This window comes from Nocardioides sp. NPDC058538 (assembly GCF_042719275.1).
GTDB lineage: Bacteria > Actinomycetota > Actinomycetes > Propionibacteriales > Nocardioidaceae > Nocardioides.
In genome coordinates, this window is record NZ_JBHXNY010000004.1 from 230151 (window position 1) to 250731 (window position 20581).

Sequence of the window (20581 nt, forward strand, 5' to 3'; positions counted from 1 at the left end):
GACTCAGATCCCGGCGAGATCGGCGACGCGGTTGCGATACTTCCTGGCACTGCCGAAGATGCCCTCGTCACCCAGCGCCCGCCGTACGTAGAAGTGGGCCGGATGCTCCCACGTGAACCCGATGCCGCCGTGCAGCTGCACGGCCTCGTGCACCGTACGGATCACGGCATCGGTGGCCACCGCCCCGGCGACCTCGGCAGCGAGAGCCGCATCCGGGTCCTCGTCGTAGAGCGCCGCTGCATAGACGACTGCGGAGCGCGCACGCTGCAGATCGGTGAGTACGTCGGCGAGGCGATGCTTGATCGCCTGAAAGGAACCGATCGGCCGGCCGAACTGCTCGCGCTGACCGACGTACTCGACCATGGCATCGAGCTGATGGCGGACGATGCCGACATGCTCGGCCGCGACGGCAACGGTGGCGGCCCGGCGTACGTGCGCCAAGACCTGCTCGGCCCGCTCAGGACCGACGACGCCAATGACCTCTGCGCCGCTCAGCACGACGTCGGCCTGACGCCGGGTCGTGTCGAGGACCTCGAGCCGGCGGGTCTCGACGCCGGGGTCGGTCCGGCGTACGACGAACACCCCGCCCCCATCACCGAACACGATGAGGTCGCTGTCGGCACCGGCGACCACTCGGGCGAGCGTGCCGGTGGCCCTGTCGTCGGTCACCTGGACCGATCCGGCGAGCGCGACCGTGCCGACGAGGTCACCCGCCATGACGGCGGCCAGCAGCTCACGGACGGCCTCTGTGTCGTCCGCGATCGAGAAAGTCAGCGCGGTCAGCGCCGACGACTCGAGGACGGGCTCGGGAAGCAGGGCCGCGCCCGTCTCCTCCAGCACGACAGCGAGGTCGCGCAGGCCGAAGCCGGCTCCTCCGCGCTCCTCGGGGACGATCATCGAACCGATCTCCACCTCTTTGTTCAGCCTCAGCCATCGGTCCTCGGACCAACCTCGAGCGGAGTCGGCGGCGTGACGTACGGCCTGATGGTCGGCGTGGCGATCGAGCAGATGACGGACCACGCCGCGCAGCTCCTCGTGCTCTGCGACCGGCGCGACGATGGACGGGGCGGCTTCTGGCCAGACGGCCAGGCTCTGGGTCATGGGCTTCTCCTCGAACCGGGTATCCGCTATCGTCATCACACTACTTGAATTCACTTCAATTTCAAGGGCGTACGGCCCATCCGAGCGACAGGAGGCGTGATGACCGAGATCGCAACGGCGACGGCGGCCGAGCTGGCGGGACTGGAACGACTCGCGCCGGCTCTGGTCGAGGAGACCGGCAAGACCGGGTGGAGCGAGGTCGGAGCCGAGCTGATCAGCGGCGGCAAGTCGAACCTGACCTTCCTGCTCTCCTCCCCCGCCGGCGAGCTGGTGCTGCGCCGCCCACCGACCGGCGAGCTGCTGCCGAGCGCTCACGACATGCTCCGCGAGGCCCGCGTGCAGTCAGCACTGGCGGGCTCGCCCGTACCCGTGCCGCGGATCGTGAAGGCCGACGGCGGCGAGCTGATCGGGATCCGCTGCTACGTGATGGAGCGCGTCCCCGGTCACGTCATCCGTGAGGCCCTCCCCGCCGGGTACGCAGCGACCGCCGACGAGCGCCAGCGGCTCGGCTTCGCCTTCATCGACGCCCTCGCCGCCCTCCACTCCGTCGACCCGGACCAGGTGGGCCTGGCCGACTACGGTCGGCCGGCCGGCTACGCCGAGCGACAGGTACGCCGCTGGACCAGGCAGTGGGAGAGCTCGCGCACCCACGAGGTTCCCGAGGTCGACGAGCTTGCGCGCCGCCTCTCCGACCACGTGCCCACGCAACAGGCCACCTCGATAGTCCACGGCGACTACCGCATGGACAACTGCGTCTTCGACCTCGATGACCCGGGGAAGATCAACGCGGTCCTCGACTGGGAGCTGTCCACGCTCGGCGACCCGCTCACAGACCTGGGCTATGCGTTGATGTTCTGGCGCCACCCGGGTGAACGGGCGATCTCCTCGCTGACGCCGGCCGTCACCGACCAACCCGGTTTCCCGACCCGTTCGGAGCTGCTGGAGCGCTACGCCCGTGCGACCGGGCTGACACTGGGCGATCTGGACTTCCACATCGCGCTGGCCCACTTCAAGTTCGCCGTCATCGCCCAGGGCGTCGCCAACAGATCGCGCGAGGGAGCGATGGGCGGGCAGGACTTCGGCAACCTCGACGACGAGATCCTCACGCTCGCCCGCGCCGGCCTCGACCTGATCTGATCCCAAGGAGCACGTAGATGGACTTCGCACCGTCAGCCAAGGCCCAGGAGGCCTGCGAGAACATGTGGGACTTCATGCGTACCCATGTCTTCCCCGCTGAACCGGTATGGCACGCACACCTGCGTGAGCACGGCGAGCACACGCATCCGCCGGTCATGGAGGACCTCAAGCACGAGGCGCGCAGGCGCGGGCTGTGGAACCTGTTCCTGCCCCGGTACTCCGGCCTGACCAACACCGACTACGCATCGGTCGCCGAGATCTCCGGCTGGTCGCCCGTGATCGCGCCCGAGGCGATCAACTGCCAGGCGCCGGACACCGGCAACATGGAGACCCTCGAGCTGTTCGCCACCGACGAGCAGCGCAAGCAGTGGCTCGAACCGCTCCTCGCCGGCGAGATCCGGTCGGCCTTCGCGATGACCGAGCCGGAGGTCGCCTCCTCCGACGCCACCAACATCACCACCCTCATCACCCGTGACGGCGACGACTACGTCATCAACGGCCGCAAGTGGTTCATCACCGGCGTCGCCGACGAGCGCTGCCAGATCTTCATCGTCATGGGGAAGACGGATCCCGACGCGGAGACCCACCGGCAGCAGTCGATGGTGCTGGTGCCTCGAGATGCCCAGGGCCTCGAGATCGAACGGCACCTGCCGATCTTCGGCTACCAGGACCAGCACGGACACTCGGAGATCGTCTTCCGTGACGTACGCGTCCCGGCCGCCAACCTTCTCGCCAACGAGGGCGATGGATTCCTCATCTCCCAGGCCAGGCTCGGGCCGGGGCGGATCCATCACGCGATGCGGGCCATCGGCATGGCCGAGCGCGCGCTCGCTCTCATGGTCGAACGCGCACGGAGCCGGGTCGCGTTCGGACAGCCGCTGTCCGACTACGCCAACGTGCAGGACCACATCGCGCAGTCACGGATCGAGATCGATCAGGCCCGACTCCATGTCCTCGACGCGGCCTGGAAGATCGACACCTACGGCGCCAAGTCCGCCCGTAGCGAGGTCAGCGCGATCAAGGTGTCGGCGCCGGCGATGGCGACTGCGGTCATCGACCGCGCGATCGAGGTCTTCGGCGGTGCCGGCGTCTCCGACGACACCCCGCTGGCGTACTTCTATGCCTGGGCGCGTGTCCTGCGCATCGTCGACGGCCCCGACGCCGTGCATCGCCGGACGGTGGCGCGGATGGAGATGCGGAAGACCCCGCCGTACGTCGGCTGAAGCTGCTCCCCGGCGGTCGGACCTCGCGGCCCGGCCACGGGGAGCAGCGCGTTCGGCTCGGGGTCAGAGCTTACCGCCGCCGTCGACGTACAGCGTCTGACCGGTGATGTAGGACCCCTCGTCACTCGCCAGGAAGGCCGCGGTGGCAGCGATGTCCTCCGGCACACCGACCCGCTTGACCGGGTTCGCCTCCGCGTTGAGCCGGCGGAACTCTTCTGCCTCGAGCCCCAGACGCGCCGTGGTCTGGTCGGTCATCTCGGTGGCGATGAACCCGGGAGCGATGGCGTTGACGTTGACGCCGTACGGACCGAGCTCGATCGCCAGCGTGCGCGTGAAGCCCTGGATGCCCATCTTGGCGGCCGAGTAGTTGGCCTGGCCGCGGTTGCCGAGCGCGGAGGTCGAGGAGACGTTGACGATCTTGCCGTAGCGCTGCTTCACGAAGTGCTTCTGCGGTGCCTGCGACATCAGGAACGCGCCCTTGAGGTGCACGTCGACGACCTGGTCCCAGTCAGCCTCCGACATCTTGAAGAGCAGGTTGTCGCGGGTGATGCCGGCGTTGTTCATCAGCACGTGCAGCCCGCCGAGCTCGTCGACCACGCGTGCGATCGCTTCATCGACGCTCGCCGAGGCAGCCACGTCTGCTCCGAGGCCCAGGTGGCCGCTGCCCGGAAGCTGTGCGGCCGCCTCCTTGGCAGCCGTGTCATCGAGGTCGAGCACCGCGACCCGACCGCCCTCCTCCGCGAAACGCTGGGCGCAGGCGTACCCGATGCCGCGCGCGGCCCCGGTAACCACGACGACGCGACCTTTGAATCGACCCATCTCTTCACTCCGTTCACTCGGTGGATGTGCATCACGACTGGACTTGCCACGTCGTACGATACCTGAACCGAATTCAATCCAGGAGGAATCGATGACCCTGACCCTCGACGGGATCGAAGGCGTACGTGCCGCCACCGGCACCGACCTCGGCCCCGGACCGTGGTTCGAGATCGACCAGCCCCGCATCACGTCCTTCGCCGACGTGACCGAGGACTGGCAGTGGATCCACGTCGACACCGAACGGGCCGCCGGCAGCGACCTCGGCAGCACGATCGCCCACGGCTATTTGACCCTGTCGCTGGTCCCCCGCCTGAGCAACGACCTGTTCACGTTCGCCAACGTCGGCCGCGCCCTCAACTACGGGCTCGACAAGGTCCGGTTCCTCTCCCCCGTACGCCCCGGAGATCGCGTACGGGCCCGCGCGAGGATCGTCTCGGCCGACGACTCCGGTCCCGGCGTCCTCGCGCGGGTGCGCTACACGATCGAGATCGAGGACCAGGAGCGTCCGGCATGCGTCATCGAGGCGCTGATGCTGGTTCTCCCGACGGCAGACTGAGGCCAACGACCGGCGCACCGTACAACCCGCAGACGAGACTGGCCTGCCACCGCGTATCCGCAGGTGACAGGCCGATCTCGGTTGAATCTGAGGACTACAGGTACTGACCCGTGTTGGAGACCTGCTCGATCGAACGACCGGGCTCGGTGCCCTGCTTGCCGGTGATGAGCGTGCGGATGAAGACGGTCGACACCAGGGCGATTCTCGGGGCCCACCAAGCGTGGGGACACCCTGGGACGTGGCCGGATATCCGGCCTGATGTGGACACTGTCCACAACCATCCCACCGCTTATCGATAGACCACCCCGGCTATCCGGCACTCCTGTGCGAGCAGATCGGTCGGCGGGCGTAGGCACCTATGACCCTGTCGCCGATTGCAGCCCAGAATCCTCGCGATTCGGGCATATGCACGCCGAGCGTGTGCCACGCCAGTCCTGGATTCTCGTCACGCAGCGCAGAAAGCCCTGCCGCAGCCAAACCACTTCGCCGATACTCCTCGTGGGTCCACGGCTGCTCCACCCAGCCCAGCCGGCAGCGAGGGCAGATCTGGTAGTCCACCGCGAAGACTTCATCGCCAGCGATCCACGCCGTTCGCTCGCGCCATGTTGATCGCTCCCTCGACCACGTATCTGTCCACGGCGCGACATCTCCCGTCTGGTCGCTCTGCCGAGGCGACCAGAACAGTCGCGTGAGTCGTCGAAAGCGCCTAAGGCGTTTGCCGGTCAACGGCAGGACCGCACGAACGACCCACCTGTTTGGCGTCCAGTCAACGTGCTCACTGGGTATGCCGGCGAGCGCGCGCCCTGCGTGACATGTGTCCTCGGGCGCCACGTTGCGTCAGATCTTGTCGAGCACGGCAGCGCCAAACCGCGGAACGAACTGTCCAGAGGCGAACGCTTGCGCAAGCGCTGCTGGCGACCGCGGCGCCCGGACGTGGCGGCCTGCCATCGCGACCAACGCGGAGATCACCGCGTATTCGTCCCTGGCGAGCTGGTCCAACAGAAAGCGATCTGGATGCTGGACCTCGATCCCAGATGGCAGCGACCGGTCAGGGAAGTCTCGCAGGTTCAGCGTCACCAGGCGAGATGCACCCGACCCGACGGCGGCGGCCAGGACGTGGCGATCCTTGGTGGCGTTCGTCATCTGCCCGACCAGCGGGACCCACACCTCCGTCCTCAACCGAGCGTCCGGAAACGCCCGGTTCATCTGGTCGCGGGCATGCTCGGCGGCAACAAGGCACCCGTCCTTGTCACGCCCCTTCTCGACATCGAGCCTGACCTGGTTACGGATCATCTCGTCCTCGATCTCGTGCTCCCACACCGGCCGGAACACACCCGTGTCCGCGCACGAGAGCAGCAGATCCCGCAGCGCTCGGGGAACGAGGACGCAGGCGTCGAGCACCGCCACCGGGCGGGCCGATGCCATCAGAAGTCGTCCTCGTCATACCCCTCGGCTGGCATCATCCCAGCCAGTGCATCCGCACGGGTCTGGCGCGCCACGTCCTCGTATGCCAAGACATCAGCGAGCCGGAAACGATGCCGGTTGCCCACCATGCGATGCGGCAGGCGCCCGCTCTTGGCCAACTGCACAACGTGCGGTCTGGAGACGTTGAGCAGATCAGCGGCCTGCTGGCTCGTGAGCTCGCGGTCCTCGGCCACCCGCACCGGGTCCACCACGGCAGCGGTATGGCCGGCGTCGACCGCCATCACGATCGCACGAACCGCGTCCAGGAACTCACCCTCGATAACGATCGACGACTCCCCCGCCGTAAGTTGCACCGGCCCCTCGCCGTGAACCAACGCGTTGCGAAGCGCAGCGAACTGTGGCGCGGAGATCTGGTTGACCAGCACCACCGCACCCTGAAACGCCGACGACGGCCCCTCGCCTCGGCCCGCGCCAGCGCCAGCGATGAGCCTGAGCATCGCCTCCGACGCATGGACATCCCGCCCACCGTCATTCGCCTCTACCGCGGCAGTGTTCGACATACCGCCTCCCTTCCAACCACACCAGTCTAACCGAAACAACCGAAAGTCGTCTGCGACTCGAAAAGGGCCGTTCGATCCGTGGGCGGTCCGCCGCTCTGGGTCAGGGCTGTTCGGTCTGCATACGAGCGCGGTCAACAGTTTCCAAAACGACATCAAGTGCCTGAGCTAGCGGGATCCGCTCTTGCTCGACCCGTCGGTGGCCGGCGCATTGGGCGCCCACAAGTCGTAGGTACATGGCTCGCTCGTCGACCCGGAGCCTGTCTACGGGTTTCGGCTCGCCTGCCGCGAGCGGCTTGCCGTGCTGGTCAAGGTTGGTGCCGAACTCCTCATATTTCTCGTAGCTCGCCGGATCCATCAGGATCGAGTCGATGTCGCGGTTGAAGTCGATCCGGTAGCCGTTGAGGATCTCGTAACCGTCGCGGTCGATGTCGCCCCAGTACACGACCACTGGCGCATTCCGGATCCACGGGAACGACGCGGGCGTCTTCCCGCCCTTGCCGACGCCTTCGACCGATATGCCCCCGGCGAGCGGCGGGAAGTGGATGGCAGTGTCCTTGTTCTCCGAGATGACGACGACCTCGGGCAGATACCCCGGAGTGAACGCATCACCAACGGTGGCCGAGTCGTGAAGACGCGCACTTGATGCCCGATAGCCGGGATCCAGATAAGTGAAATGGATCCGCGGCGCATGACGGGCCAGCAGCCCGAGATCGGCGATGCCCGTGAGGGAGTAGACACCGGCTAGGTGGTTTTGCAGCCATTTCGCATGGACGCCGGGGATTGGCACTTGGCGCGGAGTGATGCCGAGAGCAGCCCGGCTGGGGTCTTCGAGATACCAGTCGGCGACGGTCAGTAGAAGCTCGAAGTCGACCGTCGAGTACGGGTCGATGAGCCGGATCGTTCGGCCGGCGTCAACAACTTGTGGGTATCGCTCGCGCAGCACGTCGAGACGCATGCGTCCGCGTTCGAGACGACCGGGCCAGGTCTCGCCAACGATGGTGGCGGCGCGATCCATCGAATCGACCCGCAGGTGGGTGGGAACGGGTTGCTTGGTTCCACCCTTGGCAATGCGGGTCTCGTAGGCGAGCTCAACGCCGCGACTCCTGGCCCAGTCCTGCCACACAATCGTCTGCGCGTGGACCTTGGTGTAGTCGGCACGCAGATCGGAAGCGGACGGACGTCCCAACGGAAAGGGGTGCGGGAACGCGGTCTCGTCTCCGACCAGATCGGTGTGCCACTTGTTGATGAGCCGGCGTCGGATGTCAGCAACGACAGCCTCAGGCCCCTTCATGCGACTTCTCCCGCGTCAGAGCCGTCCTGTAGGTCGACAACGAAGGAGTAGCCGCGATCGTTTTTGGTGACAGTCAGCAGCAGGTCCATGTACGGCTCAAGGGCAGTGACCTTGTCCAGCGGCGCACCGATGACGAGCTGGAACCCGAGGTCCTGCCATGCCCTAACCGACCGGCCGGCGAACTCGCTGTCGGACTTCACGAAGCCCTCGTCCAGGAACACGGGCGCGAACCTGGGCCGCGACCGGGTCTCGTCGCCGAGCTGGTAGCGCAGTGCAGAGCCGACGATGAACGCGACGAGTTCCTGGGTCTCCCCGCCGGACTTCCCGCCCAGGGAGTCGTGGGTCGCGACCTCGTGGTGGTTCTCGTCGAGGACGACCGCGGTAATGACCACGTGCTGGCGCACGTCGAGGTAACGGTCGCGCTGGGAGGTCGAGGACTTGGAGTGGCCGTCAGGGACACGGATGCGGGTCATGAACTCGCGCAGTCTCGTGAACCGCGTCGCGACCTGCTGGTCGGACAGCTCGAGCGCCAGTCCGGACGAGAGCTCGCGCAGGCCACGTCGGAACTTGCTCAGATCGTCGCTCCTTAGGCGGCGCGACTTGATTTGCAGAACACCCTTGCCACCGAACGGAAGCTTCTCGAGGATCCGGTTGATCGGCACAAGCCGGTCCTCGATATCTTCGAGCGCAAGGTCGAACGCGTCGTTGAGGCCCAACAGGTCATCGCTGGACCAGGCCGCAAGCTCGCGACGCCAGCGGTCGCGGCGCTCGTGTAAACCTTCGGCTCGTATGCGGTCGAGGATCTCTCGATAGCCGTCGGCCGATGCGGCGGCAGTGCCAAGATTGTGCTCGTCCCAGCGCTCCTTGTACGCCTCGAACATGTTCTCCATCGCACTGGTGGTCCGGGAAGCGCTCTGTCGAGCGGATGAGGACTCGTCCCGCAGGCGTTTCCGCATTGCCGTCATGCTCGAGTTGAACGAGCCTAGGTTGGTGACATCCCAGTTGTCAGCGAACAGCGCGTCCAGGTATGCCTGCTGCTCGTCGGTGATGGTCGCGGTCTGAGCGTTTACAATGGCATCGACTGCGTCCTGGACGATGTCCTGGTCACCGACGAGGTCGCCGTGCTCCTTGGCCAGCTCCTTAAGGCGCTCCTCGGCGAGAACCTTCACTCGGGTCGCTTCCTTGTGCAGCGCCGTGATCCGCTCCTCCTCGGCCTCGAGTCCGTCGAGAACAGAGTTCGCGGCGCGTAGCCTTCCGATCTCGTCCTCAAGCTCACCGATCCGTCGGTCGATGCCGAGCCAGTCGATGGCAAGCCAGTCGGCATCTTGGACGTAGCGGTGAGCATCGCGCTGCCGGCGGAGGTCGCTGGCGCGGGCGCGCACGGTCTTGATCTGCTCCTGGACCGCGTCGATCTGCGGCTGCAGCGCGGCCAACTGCGCCTCGATGTCAGCGAGCCGGCGTTTGTTGGAGAAGCCAATGATGTCACCCTCTCCTGACTCTCCGTGAGCACCCCGGTCGCCGTCTCGAGTCTGCCCTGCCGGCGTGACGCGCGGCTCGTGGCCGTTGAGAGCTGCGGCGTTGGGCACGCACAGGTGGTCCGCCCCGGAGTCGCTGACGCGGTCCTGGACCCAGGCAGAGAAGGACGAATCCTTGAACGCGAGCTTGCCAGAGACGAAGTCGGGATGTCCCTGCCAGTCCTCGTGCTCGGTCAGGGTGACTGCCTGGAAGCGCATCCGTGGCCTGATCGAAATGCCATCGATCGCCGTGGACAGTCTACTGCGTACGTTGCGGTCGATCAGGATGGTCCGAGCGATGCCGCTCAGGGTCGTCTCGACGGCCTTGCGCCAATGCTCCTCGTTCGGCAAGACGTCGATGAGCTCAGCCACGAACGGCAGATCGTCCATCGGATCCAGTCCGGCGGCCTCGGCCATCTGCACCCTGGCGAGGTGCAGCCGTCGAGGGACCATGCCGGCGCGACCGGTGAGAGACTCCTTCTCTCCGAGCAACTCGGACTGCTGGGTCATCAACGGCGTCAGTTCGGCTCTGATGGATTCCTCATCGGCGGCCAGCTCAGTCTCGCGAGCATCGAAGTCGTGCAAGAAGTCCGATGCCGTCTGCTGCGCCTCGGCGAACTGTTCCGCGGTCTCGGGCACGACGAGCCCGATGGCCTCGGTCCGGTCTTGGAACTTGATGTTGGCGCCGTAGACCTCATCGCGGCTGTCAGTCAGGCGGGTGATCTCTCGCTTCCGCTCGTCGATCGCCTCGCCGCCGTTGGTGCGCTTGTCCTCCGCGATCTGGGCGAGCCGCAACTCGTGCTGGGACTCGTCGGACTTCGCCTGGTCGAATGCGGTGGAGGTCGTGCCGTGCTCGAGGCGATTCTCGGCTACGGCAGTGTCTAGCAGTTCACGCTCGGTCGACAGCCGCCAGAGCCGGAACGGGGAGGGCCCGTCGTCATCGGCCCCGAACTCGCTGATCAGCAGCGCCGTAGCGTCGGCGTCAGCCAGGTCCTTCTGCAGACCGGGCAGGCGCGCAAGTGCCTTCTCCTTGCTCGCGGCATCGACCATCTTGGCGTACGAGGCCTCCAGATCGGCGAAGTGCGCGAGGGCGGCATCGGCGGCGTCATAGGTGATCGGCGGCTCGAGCACCATCGTTTTGTAGAGACCGTCGACTCGCTTGACCTCCATGCCCGCCTGGACCCGGGCGAGCAGGCGCATCGCCTTTCGGCCGCCGTCCCCGCCACCGATGTCCAAGCGGGTGTGGATGTTGGCCTCGAACTCCCGGAACGTATTGAAGGTCGCCAATCCCGGGATGCCCGCCTTGAGTGTGCGCTTCTCGAAGCGGGACGCAGCGAGCGGCTCCAGGCGGGAGATGTCGAGATAACCTTCAAAGGCCGCATACGTCGTGGTGACGTCGCCGGTCACGGTTGCGCCGGCCTTCACGAAGTAGATGCGCAGAATGGTGTAGCGCCGACCGCCGTCGTTGATGAACGTGCCGGCCAGCGCGCCCCAGATCGGCTCGCCGTTGCCGCCGCGCTGGACCTGGTCACGCATCTCGTCCGAGCCGTCCACGCTGCTCGTGTCCATTTTGCCGCGCAGATAGGTCAGCAGGTTTCGCTGGTCGGCAGACCGGGCGCGCCCGCCGGCGTCGTTGGACGCCCCGTTGAACGGGATATCTGAAGGCATCATCAACGCGAGGTACGCATCGAGAACGGTCGACTTGCCGGTCCCGCTTGCGCCCGACATCAGCGTGGATCCCGGGGAGAACCGGACCTCGTGCCGGCCGTGGAAGCCGCCCCAGTTCGCCATCTGGAGAGACTCCACGCGCCACTGCGCACGGGCGGCGTCGGTGGAAGGCTGAGCGGGCAAAGCCATCTCGAGCGTCATGCGTCTTCCTCCATTTCGAACAACGAGGCAAAGTCATTGGCGACGCCGCCGCCGGTGTCATTCGGCCGGCTGTCGTCGGTGCCGTTCTGGGTCATGAACCACGTCAGCAGAGCGCGGAGCTTCTCGATCGGCATCAGGACCTCGATTATCGGCGAGATCCGGAACCGGTCCGGGTCGCCGGTCTTGAGCAGCACGCCCGCCGTGTTCAGGTTGTCGATCGCCTTGTCGGCGCGCTTCTGATCCATGGAGCGGTTCGTCGCGTGCTCGGGCCGCTGGTCGGCCACCTCGTCGATCAGGCTCTGGCGGTCGATGAACACGGCGTCGTCGCCCTCCTGGCGCTGCGCGAAGAATTTCTGGCGGAGGTGGACCAAGACGATGGTCTCCTCCTTCTGGTGCGAGATATCGCTCAGCAACGATGGCAGCCGGTCGCCGGTCTCGGTGCGGGCGTGGCGCTTGAACGCGACCTGATACTCGCGGTCGACGTGCAGCTCGAGGTACAGGTCATTTAGGCGGCTCTTGATCAGGTCCTGGTCGGCAAGGAGGACCGCCCACTGCTCGGGGTGCCGGTCGGCGGAGATGTACCGGTGCTTGAGCAGGGCGTGTAGGCAGCGCCGCTGCTCCGGATAGAGGGTGCCGGTGTCGCCCTCGAAACCCGCCAGGCTCCGCACCTCGCCCTCGTCCTCGACGTTAGGCGCGAGATCGTCGAACGCATCGAGGAAGGCTGCCGGGCCCTCGTCGGCCGCGATGTGCTCGTCGTCGGGCAGGAAGTCGGTCATCGTGGATCTCCCTTGTTGGCGGCGTCGCCCGCCGCCTGGATCGCTATGGCCGGCATGAGGAACCGACGGGTGCTCCCGTCCGGACGTACGGCCAGGACCCGCTCTCGTAATACTGGGTCGATCTCGGCTCCCATGCGCGTGAGCAGATGCATCAGGCCGAGAATCTCCACCGGGCGGCGTAGGTCGACGGGAAGTTCATTGAACAAAGTCGCGGCGGACTCGAGATCGCCCGCGGTCAACTGCTCGTCGATGCGCCGGCGCAACTGATCGAGGGTTGGCCCGCCCTGTTTGCGGATCTCATCAAGGGACAGCGCGGTCGGAGCCTGGCTGGACACGTCCTCGAGCGGCTCAGGAGTTCGTTCGTTGTCCGGGTCGAACGTGCGGAACCGAAGCGCGGCGATGTCCATGGCTGGCGGGATGATCTCGACATCCACCCTGTCACGAGCACGGGCCGACTGCATCCATACCCGCGTCTCGCGGTCGATTCCCTTCAAGGCCGCGTCGAGCTCGCGGTTGCGGATGTGGTCGTAGTTCTCGATGTGCTCGCGCAGCGTGGCAGAGAGGCGCTGGCGCTGACCCAGGACATCGTTGATCCCGCGGCGGATCACATCCACGGCGGTGCGCAGCTGGCGCGTCTCGTCGGGCAGGAGCATGCCCGCCAGCGGGTGAGCCAGGATGCGTTCGAGGTCGTCCCTCAGGCTCGTCAGCCAGTCCCGCTTGCGCAACAGCTCAAGCGCGCCGTTGAAAGCGCGACCCTCGGCGGTTGCGGTCAGCAGGTTGGCCGACCGCTCGAGGTAGTCGTCGACCACCTCCCCAACGGGTCGCTCCTCCTCGCGGAACTTCTTGGTGACGCTCCGATGCATGTCGCGGACCGCCTCTTCGACGCGACGGAAGTCTGACGGCAGACCGTCGAGCTCGCGCAGCACGTTCGAGAATTGCTCGGTCAGCTCCGACTCGGTCGTCTCCGGCATCTCGCCGCCGGAGTTCAGGTGCTCGTACTCGGACTGCAGCCGGGCGATCTCCTCGGCGAGCCGGCGCTTGCGCTCTTCACGGTCCGGGTTCGCTGCCAAAGCCGCCTCTGAGACGACCCGACGCATCGTCTCGATGCGCGACAGAGAGACGTTGAGTTGGGTCCTGGTCGCCCGGGTGACGTACTCAAGCGCCTGCTTAGCATTGCCGGTCAGCTGGTATGTCTCTTCGCCACGGCCCGGGTCACGGAATAGCCAGCGCTCGCGCACCCACTGCATGGCCAGCGACTTCCCGCTGCCGCTATTCGCCATGGGGTATCCCCCTGCGCGCAACTCATCGAGCAAGGCGTCGATGACGGTGTGGAACTGCTCGACCGGAACCGGCTGAGCGTCCTCGGGGAAGGCGTTGGCGAACAGCGGCAAGGCGACGCTGGCCGACTTGCGGTCCAACAGTTTCAGGGTCGGCGTGTTAAGGGCAGCCTCGATGCGGGCGACGTCACCCTCGATGTCAGTAGCCACGCTCACTCCCCCTGCGTTCCTGATCCACGCGTCCAGTGTGACCGGAACCACCGACAGTTTTGGTCGAACGCCTCACCTGTGGACCGCAGTCCAGAAGATCTGGCACCCGTCAGAGCACGTGACATAGATCAGGCAGAACTCGAGGTGCAGACGCTGCCCTCGCCGCGGGCCACCTGGCCTCGGTCATAGTCACTCGCTCACGCCTTGGACCCGAACCACACCTACTCTTCACGCCTGGAACGGCCCACAGAATTCTGCGGTGAGTTCTGCAGACTGGTGACGTGCGGATAAATTCGTGGAATCTCATCCGAGGAGAACAGAGGCGTTCTATGGTCTCTTACCATGGTGGCGTTACCTACGGGGGCTCCTCTCGTTCCCGCGCAACAACTGCGCCCATACAAATCAGTGCTCGTACTTACCTCCGACCTCAACGACTTTGACCGTGCGATGTCGTTGCTCCGGCGAGAGTTGACTCAGCTGATTACGAGGACTCGCGGGTCTCAGCAGGTCGAAATCATCGCCGACGGTATCTCGAATGATGCCATTGATCAGATGAGATTAGACCTCGATGACGGCGAGTCGCTCGGCATCGACGCCATCGTGTCGGTGCACACCCAACAGCCATCGTGGGCAGCGAAAGATTTTGAGTTCCGAGACACTGTGCATCGCCTTTGCATTTGGACTGGACGAATAAGTCTGGTTGCAATCAGTTGCGATGGAGCGTTGGAAGAGAAGATCCAACGATGGCTCGACAGTTCTCCTGCGCCGATGTTTCGTCGTGTTTCACCGGGGGTCCTGAATGCGGCCCTACTCTCTGGCGAGGCACGGGGGCTGTGGCTTAGGGCCACTCATGGGCACAGGCGTACGAAGGCAGACTCCAAGACATTGAGCGGTCAAAGCCTGCGCGATGCGCTGACACCGATTGAGGACAGCACCTATGCGATGGGATCCGCGCGTGCCGAGGTCGCGCCCGATCCTCTTTACAGCGCACTCACTGGTGTCATCGGCGTGACTCCGCGACGAGCGAAGGTGTGGCTCCAAGCGTCCGAGTCGCTGCTCGACTACGTCTCAAGCGTCCGAGACCTACTTCGGGCCCTGGCAGCATGCATAGATGCAGGACTGTCTGATGATGCACCGTTCCCGTGGCTGGCGGCCGAAGTTCACGATCTATCGCTAGTGTCTGATGCGTACGAGTTGACTTGGTGTGCTTTGGAAGACCTTCCAGCCACTGAAGTCACGCCTGACGTTGAGGCCGCAGCAGAGGTGCTAGCAAGGGCTTCTGTCATCGTCCGCGGTACTTCTGGGTCAGCCAACTTCGAGCTTGATGTGGCCATGGATGGTCGCTTCGGCGGCACCTTGGGTTGCGTCGTATCGTCCGCGAGTGCCGTAAACCTTAACTTTGGATTCCGCGGCCCCCAGACCGATCCGACTGTTGCACGCCAGGTCCAAGATGCACTCAATGGGAGTCAGATGCTGACTGTGCATTACGAATCGGGGCACGCGATCACGCACAATGCCATTTGGAGTGCAACCCTTCAGGACGCCGAGTTTCCGGGCTGGCAATGGCTCGACTACGCCGGGTATGACGTGTGTCGCGAAAAGCCCACGTCGAAAAGCCCGCAAGACATCCACGACAGGATCGCGCAACCTGGCGAGATGTCACTCTTCTCCTGGGTCGTGTCTCAGTTTGGTGGTCGCGGCTATCTGACCTGCGACGACGGCGCAAACGAAGTGGCTGACTTCGTACTGCTCGACAACAACGACGAACTGACATTGATCCACGTCAAAGCAGCTGGATCTTCCAATCCTGCTCGAGGGATCAGTGCCAGCAAGTTCGAGGTGGTGTCAAGCCAAGCAGTTAAGAATCTGCGCTACCTTGACCAACAGACAATCTTAAGTGCGCTGGCGAACTCACCAGTACCTCGGCCCGCCGTTTGGCTGTACCGCGAGCGAGAGGCTAATCGAACAAGTCTCATCGATCATCTGCGTCTGCGGTCCCCACGCGCACCGGGCCGGGTCATAGTCGTACAGCCGCACATAACCCAGACCGCTCGGACTGCCGCGCTCGCCGCGCCGGCCTCTGTAGATGGCCGTCGTCTTCGACTCGCGGAAACACTTCTTAACGGCGCCAGGGGCGCAGCGGTTGCGAGTGGGTACGACTTGATGGTCGGCGGGTCTGTATAGCGGTCGGCCGGTGCCACGATTGGGATGCGTAGTAGCCCCAAGGGACCGCCGAAGACGGGACGCCCGAGAACGCAGTAGATGTCGCGGTGAGACGATTGACGTTACGTCCTTCCACCGCAAGTTCGCCCCGAGGCGAACGTAAGGCGCCGGACGCGAAGGCATCGACCCGACAGCTCAACCCGTCATGTGACTTGGGGTCACCCGCCGTCACCGCTCTGCGAAGAAGGCAACCCGGATGGGTCATCTGCACACTCATGCGTGGACACGGTCCACGCGCGAGCATCGCATTCTGAGTTCGATTTTCAGCCGGAGTCACGGCCGATGCTCGCGCCAACCGCCGACCAACAGACATCCGCCCGTGACCAAAACCGCTGGTCACGGGCGGATTATGAGTTTGCCGTTTATAGGTACTGACCTGTGTTCGACACCTGCTCGATCGAACGACCCGGTTCCGTGCCCTGCTTGCCAGTGATCAATGTCCTGATGAAGACGATCCGCTCGCCCTTCTTACCGGAGATGCGGGCCCAGTCGTCGGGGTTGGTGGTGTTGGGGAGGTCCTCGTTCTCCTTGAACTCGTCCACGCAGGCCTGGAGCAGGTGCTGCACCCGCAGGCCCTTCTGGCCGGAGTCCTCGCCAGAGTCCAGGAACGACTTGATGGCCATCTTCTTGGCCCGGTCGACGATGTTCTGGATCATCGCACCGGAGTTGAAGTCCTTGAAGTAGAGGATCTCCTTGTCACCGTTGGCGTAGGTGACCTCCAGGAAGCGGTTCTCCTCGGACTCCGTGTACATCCGCTCGACGACAGTACGGATCAGCTCGTCGACGGTGGCCCGCTTGTCGCCGTTGAACTCGCCCACGTCGGTCGGGTGCAACGGCAGGTCGGTGACCAGGTACTTCGAGAAGATGTCACGAGCACCCTCGGCGTCGGGACGCTCGATCTTGATCTTCACGTCCAGACGGCCCGGGCGCAGGATCGCCGGGTCGATCATGTCCTCACGGTTGGAGGCGCCGATGACCAGCACGTTCTCCAGAGCCTCGACACCGTCGATCTCGGAGAGGAGCTGCGGGACGATGGTGTTCTCCACGTCGGAGGAGACACCGGTGCCACGTGTGCGGAACAGCGAGTCCATCTCGTCGAAGAAGACGATCACCGGGGTGCCGGCCGCGGCCTTCTCACGAGCCCGCTGGAAGACCAGGCGGATGTGGCGCTCGGTCTCACCGACGTACTTGTTGAGGAGCTCGGGGCCCTTGATGTTGAGGAAGTAGGACTTGCCGTCCGCTCCCGTCTTCGCGGCGACCTTCTTCGCGAGGCTGTTGGCGACAGCCTTCGCGATCAGGGTCTTGCCACAGCCCGGAGGGCCGTAGAGCAGCACGCCCTTGGGTGGCTTGAGCTGGTGCTCGATGAAGAGGTCGGGGTAGAGGTACGGCAGCTCGACCGCGTCCTGGATCTGCTCGATCTGGCCGGCGAGGCCACCGATCGACTCGTAGGAGATGTCGGGCACCTCCTCCAGGACGAGCTCCTCGACCTCGGACTTCGGAACCTTCTCGTAGACATAGCCCGATCGCGGTTCGAGCAGCAACGAGTCACCCGCGCGGATCGCGTCCTGCAGGAGCGGCTCGGCAAGGCGTACGACCCGTTCCTCGTCGGCATTGGCGATCACCAGGGCGCGCTCACCGTCGGCAAGCAGCTCCTTGAACATCACCACCTCGCCGACCTTCTCGTACTCCATCGCGGCCACGACGTTCAGCGCCTCGTTGAGCATGACCTCCTGGCCATAGCGCAGCTCGTCGAGGTCGACGTTGGGCGATGCGGTCACCCGGAGCTTGCGCCCGCCGGTGAAGACATCGATCGAGTCGTCCTCGTTGCGCTCGATGAAGGTGCCGAAGCCTGCTGGCGGCTGTGCCAGCCGGTCGACCTCCTCCTTGAGCTTGATGATCTGGTCTCGGGCATCCCGAAGCGTCACGGTGAGTCGCTCGTTCTGCGACGTCACGGCGGCCAGGGAGCGCTGCGCGTCAGCGAGCCGCGCCTCCAGGCCACGCGAAGAACCGGGCATCTCGGTCAGTCTGTGCCGCAGGTCGGTCACCTCAGCTTCGAGGAAACGGACATGACTCTCGAGCTCCTCGGGGCTGCGCCCCTCGGAATGGAATCCATCGGATGTCGACATCAGCACACCTCCTCTACTTCCTCGACCCTACAAGGGTGAGGGGCAGGAGAGGAGAAGGATTTACCGGTGTTGGACACTATTCGTCGACAACGGCCAAGTTCGTGTCAACCCGTGGCACACCGGAAAGATGTGCCCCGTTGCAGAGCGGACTCAGTCCACTTCGGTGCCAGCATCAGGCAGAGTCTCGGGCAAGACCTCCACGACGGGCTCGGGCGCCGGCATGTCGGCCGGGCGAGGGCCGGTGTAGTCGGATCCGTACGCCCCGGGTGCAGGTCGGCGTGTCTTGCGCGGCGCGCGCTCGCCCGGCGCCAGCTTTCGCGCCGTCACCAGGAAGGCCGTGTGGCCGATCATCTTGTGACCCGGCCGGACCGCGAGACCCTCGACGTGCCAGTCACGAACGAGCGACTCCCAAGCCTGCGGCTCGGTGAACCCGCCGTGGGCGCGGACCGTCTCGACGAAGCGGGACAGCTGGGTGGTGGTGGCGACGTACGCGCAGACCATGCCGCCGGGGTAGAGCGCCTCGGCCGCAGCGTCGACGCACTCCCACGGAGCGAGCATGTCGAGGATCAGCCGGTCGCAGCGGATCTGCTGGCGAGGCAGCTCCTCCTGGAGGTCGCCCAGGTTGAGCGACCAGCTCGGGTGGGACTCCCCCGCCGGGGTGCCGAAGAACTGGTCGACGTTCTTGCGGGCGACCTCGGCGAACTCCTCGCGGCGCTCGAAGGAGGTGACCCTGCCGAACGGGCCCACCGCGCGCAGGAGCGAGCACGTCAGGGCACCGGAGCCGACCCCGGCCTCCACCACGGAGGCGCCCGGGAAGATGTCGGCCATCGCCACGATCTGGGCAGCGTCCTTGGGGTAGACCACGGCGGCACCGCGCGGCATCGAGACCACGAACTCCGACAGGAGCGGACGGAAGACCAGGTACTCACCGCCCGTCGAGGCGGTGACGGTGAAGCCCTCCTCGCGGCCGATCAGCTCGTCGTGGTCGATGTGGCCCTTGTTGGAGAAGAAGCGCTTGCCGGCGACGAGCTCGAAGTTGTGGCGGCGACCCTTGGTGTCGGTCAGCCGCACCCACTCGCCCTCACGAAGCGGCCCGCGGTGCACGCCCGCTCGGGCCTCTGCCGGAATGTCTGGAATATCAGCGCTTGACACCCGCCGAGGCTACCCGTTCTTTCGGCCAACCCGGCAAACCGCGGCGCGGTCCGGCTCAGGCTCCCGCACGGAAGGCCGCGTCGACGTCGGAGGTGACCAGTACGCCGTAGATCGAGCCGTCGGGCTCGACCAGGAGGTATTCGGGTGCCGGGGTCTTCGAGATCGCCTGGATCAGGGACTCCCCGTCGATGTCGGCCGGGAGAGTGAGGCCGTCCTCGAGCTGGCGGGTGACCGTCGAGGTGGCCATCCAGGGACGACGGTCCTCCGGGGTCGCCAGGAGCGCGCCCTCGTGGACGAGACCGATCGGCTCGCCGCCGCTGCTCACGGTGACGATGCTGCCTGCCTCGACCTCATGGGCGCGGCGTACGGCTTCGGCGAGCGGGAGATCGGCGGGCACGGCCAGGGTGCGGCGGGCGAGGTCGCGTGCGACGAGGAGCGGGAGCCGCATGCGCGCCCTCCCCGACATGATCGCCGCGGAGGCACCGCTCCAGAGGAAGACGCCGATGATGACAGCGAGGACGTAGTCGGTGAGGTCGGGCTGGACTCCGAGGATCTGACCCTGGATGAAGGGCCACAGCAGCACGACGACCGCAAGGACCCGGCCGGCCCAGCCGGCGACGATGTTGCCGCGGTTGATGTTGCCGGTCGCGGCCCACACGCCCGCCTTGAGCAACCGGCCGCCGTCGAGGGGCAGGCCCGGGACGAGGTTGAGCACGCCGACGAAGAGGTTGGTGAACCACAGGCCGGTGACGAACAGCCCGATCAGGCCGCCGGGGGTGAGGAAGGAGACACCGAAAGCAGCGGCGGCGACGGCCAGCGAGGCCAGCGGTCCCACCACAGCGATCCAGAACTCGTCCCGAGGCCGTTTCGCCTCCTTCTCCACCGCGGTCGCGCCGCCGAGGAAGTGGAGCATGATCACGCCCACGGGGTAGCCCAGTCGCTTGGCGACGATCGCGTGGGCCGCCTCGTGCAGCAGCACCGCGCCGTAGAGGACGACCGCGAACGCGAAGCCCGCGACGTACGTCAACCAGCCCAGGCCCGGCTCCACGGCATCGATCCGGGGCGCCATCAACCAGGCGATCAGCGCGGCGATGAGGAACCAGGACGGCGTCACCAGGACGTCGCTGCCGGCGACGGAGCCGACCTTGATCGTGCCCGGGACTCGGGAGGTGGGCGCCGCCTCTTCGACCGGCTTGTCGCCGCCGGGGCGTGGGTCAGGGTCTGCCACATTCCGAGCGTACTTTAAGGACGGTTGAACGGAGTGCTGACCCTGGTCTCGACCCGCTCGACCTCCTCCCGTTTGCCCGGCGGAAGCGCCGGGC

General features: G+C 65.7%; 15 protein-coding genes. 4 read left to right on the forward strand and 11 right to left on the reverse strand.

The window, feature by feature from the left end; genetic code table 11:
- Positions 1 to 3: 3 nt before the first annotated feature.
- Positions 4 to 1101: an acyl-CoA dehydrogenase family protein gene (locus tag ACFWQC_RS05910; RefSeq protein ID WP_378674402.1), complete on the reverse strand. Its 1098-nt coding sequence runs from the start codon at positions 1099 to 1101 to the stop codon at positions 4 to 6.
- A 99-nt stretch (positions 1102 to 1200) separates the two neighbouring features.
- On the opposite strand from ACFWQC_RS05910, the gene ACFWQC_RS05915 reads away from it, so the two are divergent.
- Together ACFWQC_RS05915 and ACFWQC_RS05920 are read left to right on the forward strand one after the other, a co-directional pair.
- Positions 1201 to 2238 carry a phosphotransferase family protein gene (locus ACFWQC_RS05915; RefSeq protein ID WP_378674405.1) on the forward strand — a complete coding sequence of 346 codons (1038 nt, stop codon included), beginning with the start codon at positions 1201 to 1203 and terminating at the stop codon, positions 2236 to 2238.
- A gap of 17 nt (positions 2239 to 2255) precedes the next feature.
- Positions 2256 to 3461, forward strand: a complete 1206-nt coding sequence (locus ACFWQC_RS05920; RefSeq protein WP_378674407.1) for an acyl-CoA dehydrogenase family protein — start codon at positions 2256 to 2258, stop codon at positions 3459 to 3461.
- 63 nt (positions 3462 to 3524) lie between these two features.
- Here ACFWQC_RS05920 and ACFWQC_RS05925 read toward each other — a convergent pair whose 3' ends face one another.
- Positions 3525 to 4280 carry an SDR family NAD(P)-dependent oxidoreductase gene (locus ACFWQC_RS05925; RefSeq protein WP_378674409.1) on the reverse strand — a complete coding sequence of 252 codons (756 nt, stop codon included), beginning with the start codon at positions 4278 to 4280 and terminating at the stop codon, positions 3525 to 3527.
- 91 nt (positions 4281 to 4371) lie between these two features.
- Here ACFWQC_RS05925 and ACFWQC_RS05930 point away from each other — a divergent pair, with 91 nt between their 5' ends.
- Positions 4372 to 4836 (forward strand): MaoC family dehydratase, encoded by a 465-nt coding sequence (locus tag ACFWQC_RS05930; protein ID WP_378674412.1) that lies wholly within the window; start codon positions 4372 to 4374, stop codon positions 4834 to 4836.
- Positions 4837 to 5673: 837 nt separating this feature from the next.
- Here ACFWQC_RS05930 and ACFWQC_RS05935 read toward each other — a convergent pair.
- The 6 genes from ACFWQC_RS05935 to ACFWQC_RS05960 all read right to left on the reverse strand — a co-directional run bounded on the left by ACFWQC_RS05935 (position 5674) and on the right by ACFWQC_RS05960 (position 13758).
- Positions 5674 to 6261 (reverse strand): PIN domain-containing protein, encoded by a 588-nt coding sequence (locus tag ACFWQC_RS05935; RefSeq protein WP_378674415.1) that lies wholly within the window; start codon positions 6259 to 6261, stop codon positions 5674 to 5676.
- Positions 6261 to 6821 (reverse strand): helix-turn-helix domain-containing protein, encoded by a 561-nt coding sequence (locus ACFWQC_RS05940; RefSeq protein WP_378674418.1) that lies wholly within the window; start codon positions 6819 to 6821, stop codon positions 6261 to 6263. Before ACFWQC_RS05940 ends, ACFWQC_RS05935 begins: the two co-directional genes overlap by 1 nt.
- Before the next feature lie 100 nt (positions 6822 to 6921).
- Complete coding sequence (locus ACFWQC_RS05945) at positions 6922 to 8112, reverse strand: Wadjet anti-phage system protein JetD domain-containing protein (RefSeq protein WP_378674421.1); 1191 nt, start codon at positions 8110 to 8112, stop codon at positions 6922 to 6924.
- Complete coding sequence (locus tag ACFWQC_RS05950; protein WP_378674424.1) at positions 8109 to 11495, reverse strand: ATP-binding protein; 3387 nt, start codon at positions 11493 to 11495, stop codon at positions 8109 to 8111. The genes ACFWQC_RS05945 and ACFWQC_RS05950 overlap by 4 nt, the downstream gene beginning before the upstream one ends.
- Entirely contained in the window at positions 11492 to 12271 is a 780-nt protein-coding gene (locus ACFWQC_RS05955; protein WP_378674427.1) for a DUF4194 domain-containing protein, read from the reverse strand. The genes ACFWQC_RS05950 and ACFWQC_RS05955 overlap by 4 nt, the downstream gene beginning before the upstream one ends.
- Positions 12268 to 13758, reverse strand: coding sequence for a DUF3375 family protein (locus ACFWQC_RS05960; RefSeq protein ID WP_378674430.1), 1491 nt, complete (start codon positions 13756 to 13758; stop codon positions 12268 to 12270). The genes ACFWQC_RS05955 and ACFWQC_RS05960 overlap by 4 nt, the downstream gene beginning before the upstream one ends.
- Before the next feature lie 405 nt (positions 13759 to 14163).
- Here ACFWQC_RS05960 and ACFWQC_RS05965 point away from each other — a divergent pair, with 405 nt between their 5' ends.
- A complete protein-coding gene (locus ACFWQC_RS05965) occupies positions 14164 to 15942 on the forward strand; it encodes a hypothetical protein (RefSeq protein ID WP_378674433.1) in 1779 nt (592 codons plus the stop codon).
- A 401-nt stretch (positions 15943 to 16343) separates the two neighbouring features.
- Here ACFWQC_RS05965 and arc read toward each other — a convergent pair whose 3' ends face one another.
- The 3 genes from arc to ACFWQC_RS05980 form a co-directional block, all read right to left on the reverse strand.
- A complete protein-coding gene (arc, locus tag ACFWQC_RS05970; protein WP_378674436.1) occupies positions 16344 to 18107 on the reverse strand; it encodes a proteasome ATPase in 1764 nt (587 codons plus the stop codon).
- Positions 18108 to 18257: 150 nt separating this feature from the next.
- Positions 18258 to 19259, reverse strand: coding sequence for a tRNA (adenine-N1)-methyltransferase (locus ACFWQC_RS05975; protein ID WP_378674439.1), 1002 nt, complete (start codon positions 19257 to 19259; stop codon positions 18258 to 18260).
- A 55-nt stretch (positions 19260 to 19314) separates the two neighbouring features.
- A complete protein-coding gene (locus tag ACFWQC_RS05980) occupies positions 19315 to 20487 on the reverse strand; it encodes a site-2 protease family protein (protein WP_378674444.1) in 1173 nt (390 codons plus the stop codon).
- Between the last annotated feature and the right edge of the window lie 94 nt (positions 20488 to 20581).

Bases quoted from the DNA above. Each gene is read 5' to 3' on its own strand.
- ACFWQC_RS05915 (WP_378674405.1), top strand. From the start codon at position 1,201: ATGACCGAGATCGCAACGGCGACGGCGGCCGAGCTGGCGGGACTGGAA.
- ACFWQC_RS05910 (WP_378674402.1), bottom strand. From the start codon at position 1,101: ATGACCCAGAGCCTGGCCGTCTGGCCAGAAGCCGCCCCGTCCATCGTC.
- ACFWQC_RS05945 (WP_378674421.1), bottom strand. From the start codon at position 8,112: ATGAAGGGGCCTGAGGCTGTCGTTGCTGACATCCGACGCCGGCTCATC.
- ACFWQC_RS05930 (WP_378674412.1), top strand. From the start codon at position 4,372: ATGACCCTGACCCTCGACGGGATCGAAGGCGTACGTGCCGCCACCGGC.
- ACFWQC_RS05955 (WP_378674427.1), bottom strand. From the start codon at position 12,271: ATGACCGACTTCCTGCCCGACGACGAGCACATCGCGGCCGACGAGGGC.
- ACFWQC_RS05920 (WP_378674407.1), top strand. From the start codon at position 2,256: ATGGACTTCGCACCGTCAGCCAAGGCCCAGGAGGCCTGCGAGAACATG.
- ACFWQC_RS05935 (WP_378674415.1), bottom strand. From the start codon at position 6,261: ATGGCATCGGCCCGCCCGGTGGCGGTGCTCGACGCCTGCGTCCTCGTT.
- ACFWQC_RS05940 (WP_378674418.1), bottom strand. From the start codon at position 6,821: ATGTCGAACACTGCCGCGGTAGAGGCGAATGACGGTGGGCGGGATGTC.
- ACFWQC_RS05950 (WP_378674424.1), bottom strand. From the start codon at position 11,495: ATGACGCTCGAGATGGCTTTGCCCGCTCAGCCTTCCACCGACGCCGCC.
- ACFWQC_RS05925 (WP_378674409.1), bottom strand. From the start codon at position 4,280: ATGGGTCGATTCAAAGGTCGCGTCGTCGTGGTTACCGGGGCCGCGCGC.
- arc (WP_378674436.1), bottom strand. From the start codon at position 18,107: ATGTCGACATCCGATGGATTCCATTCCGAGGGGCGCAGCCCCGAGGAG.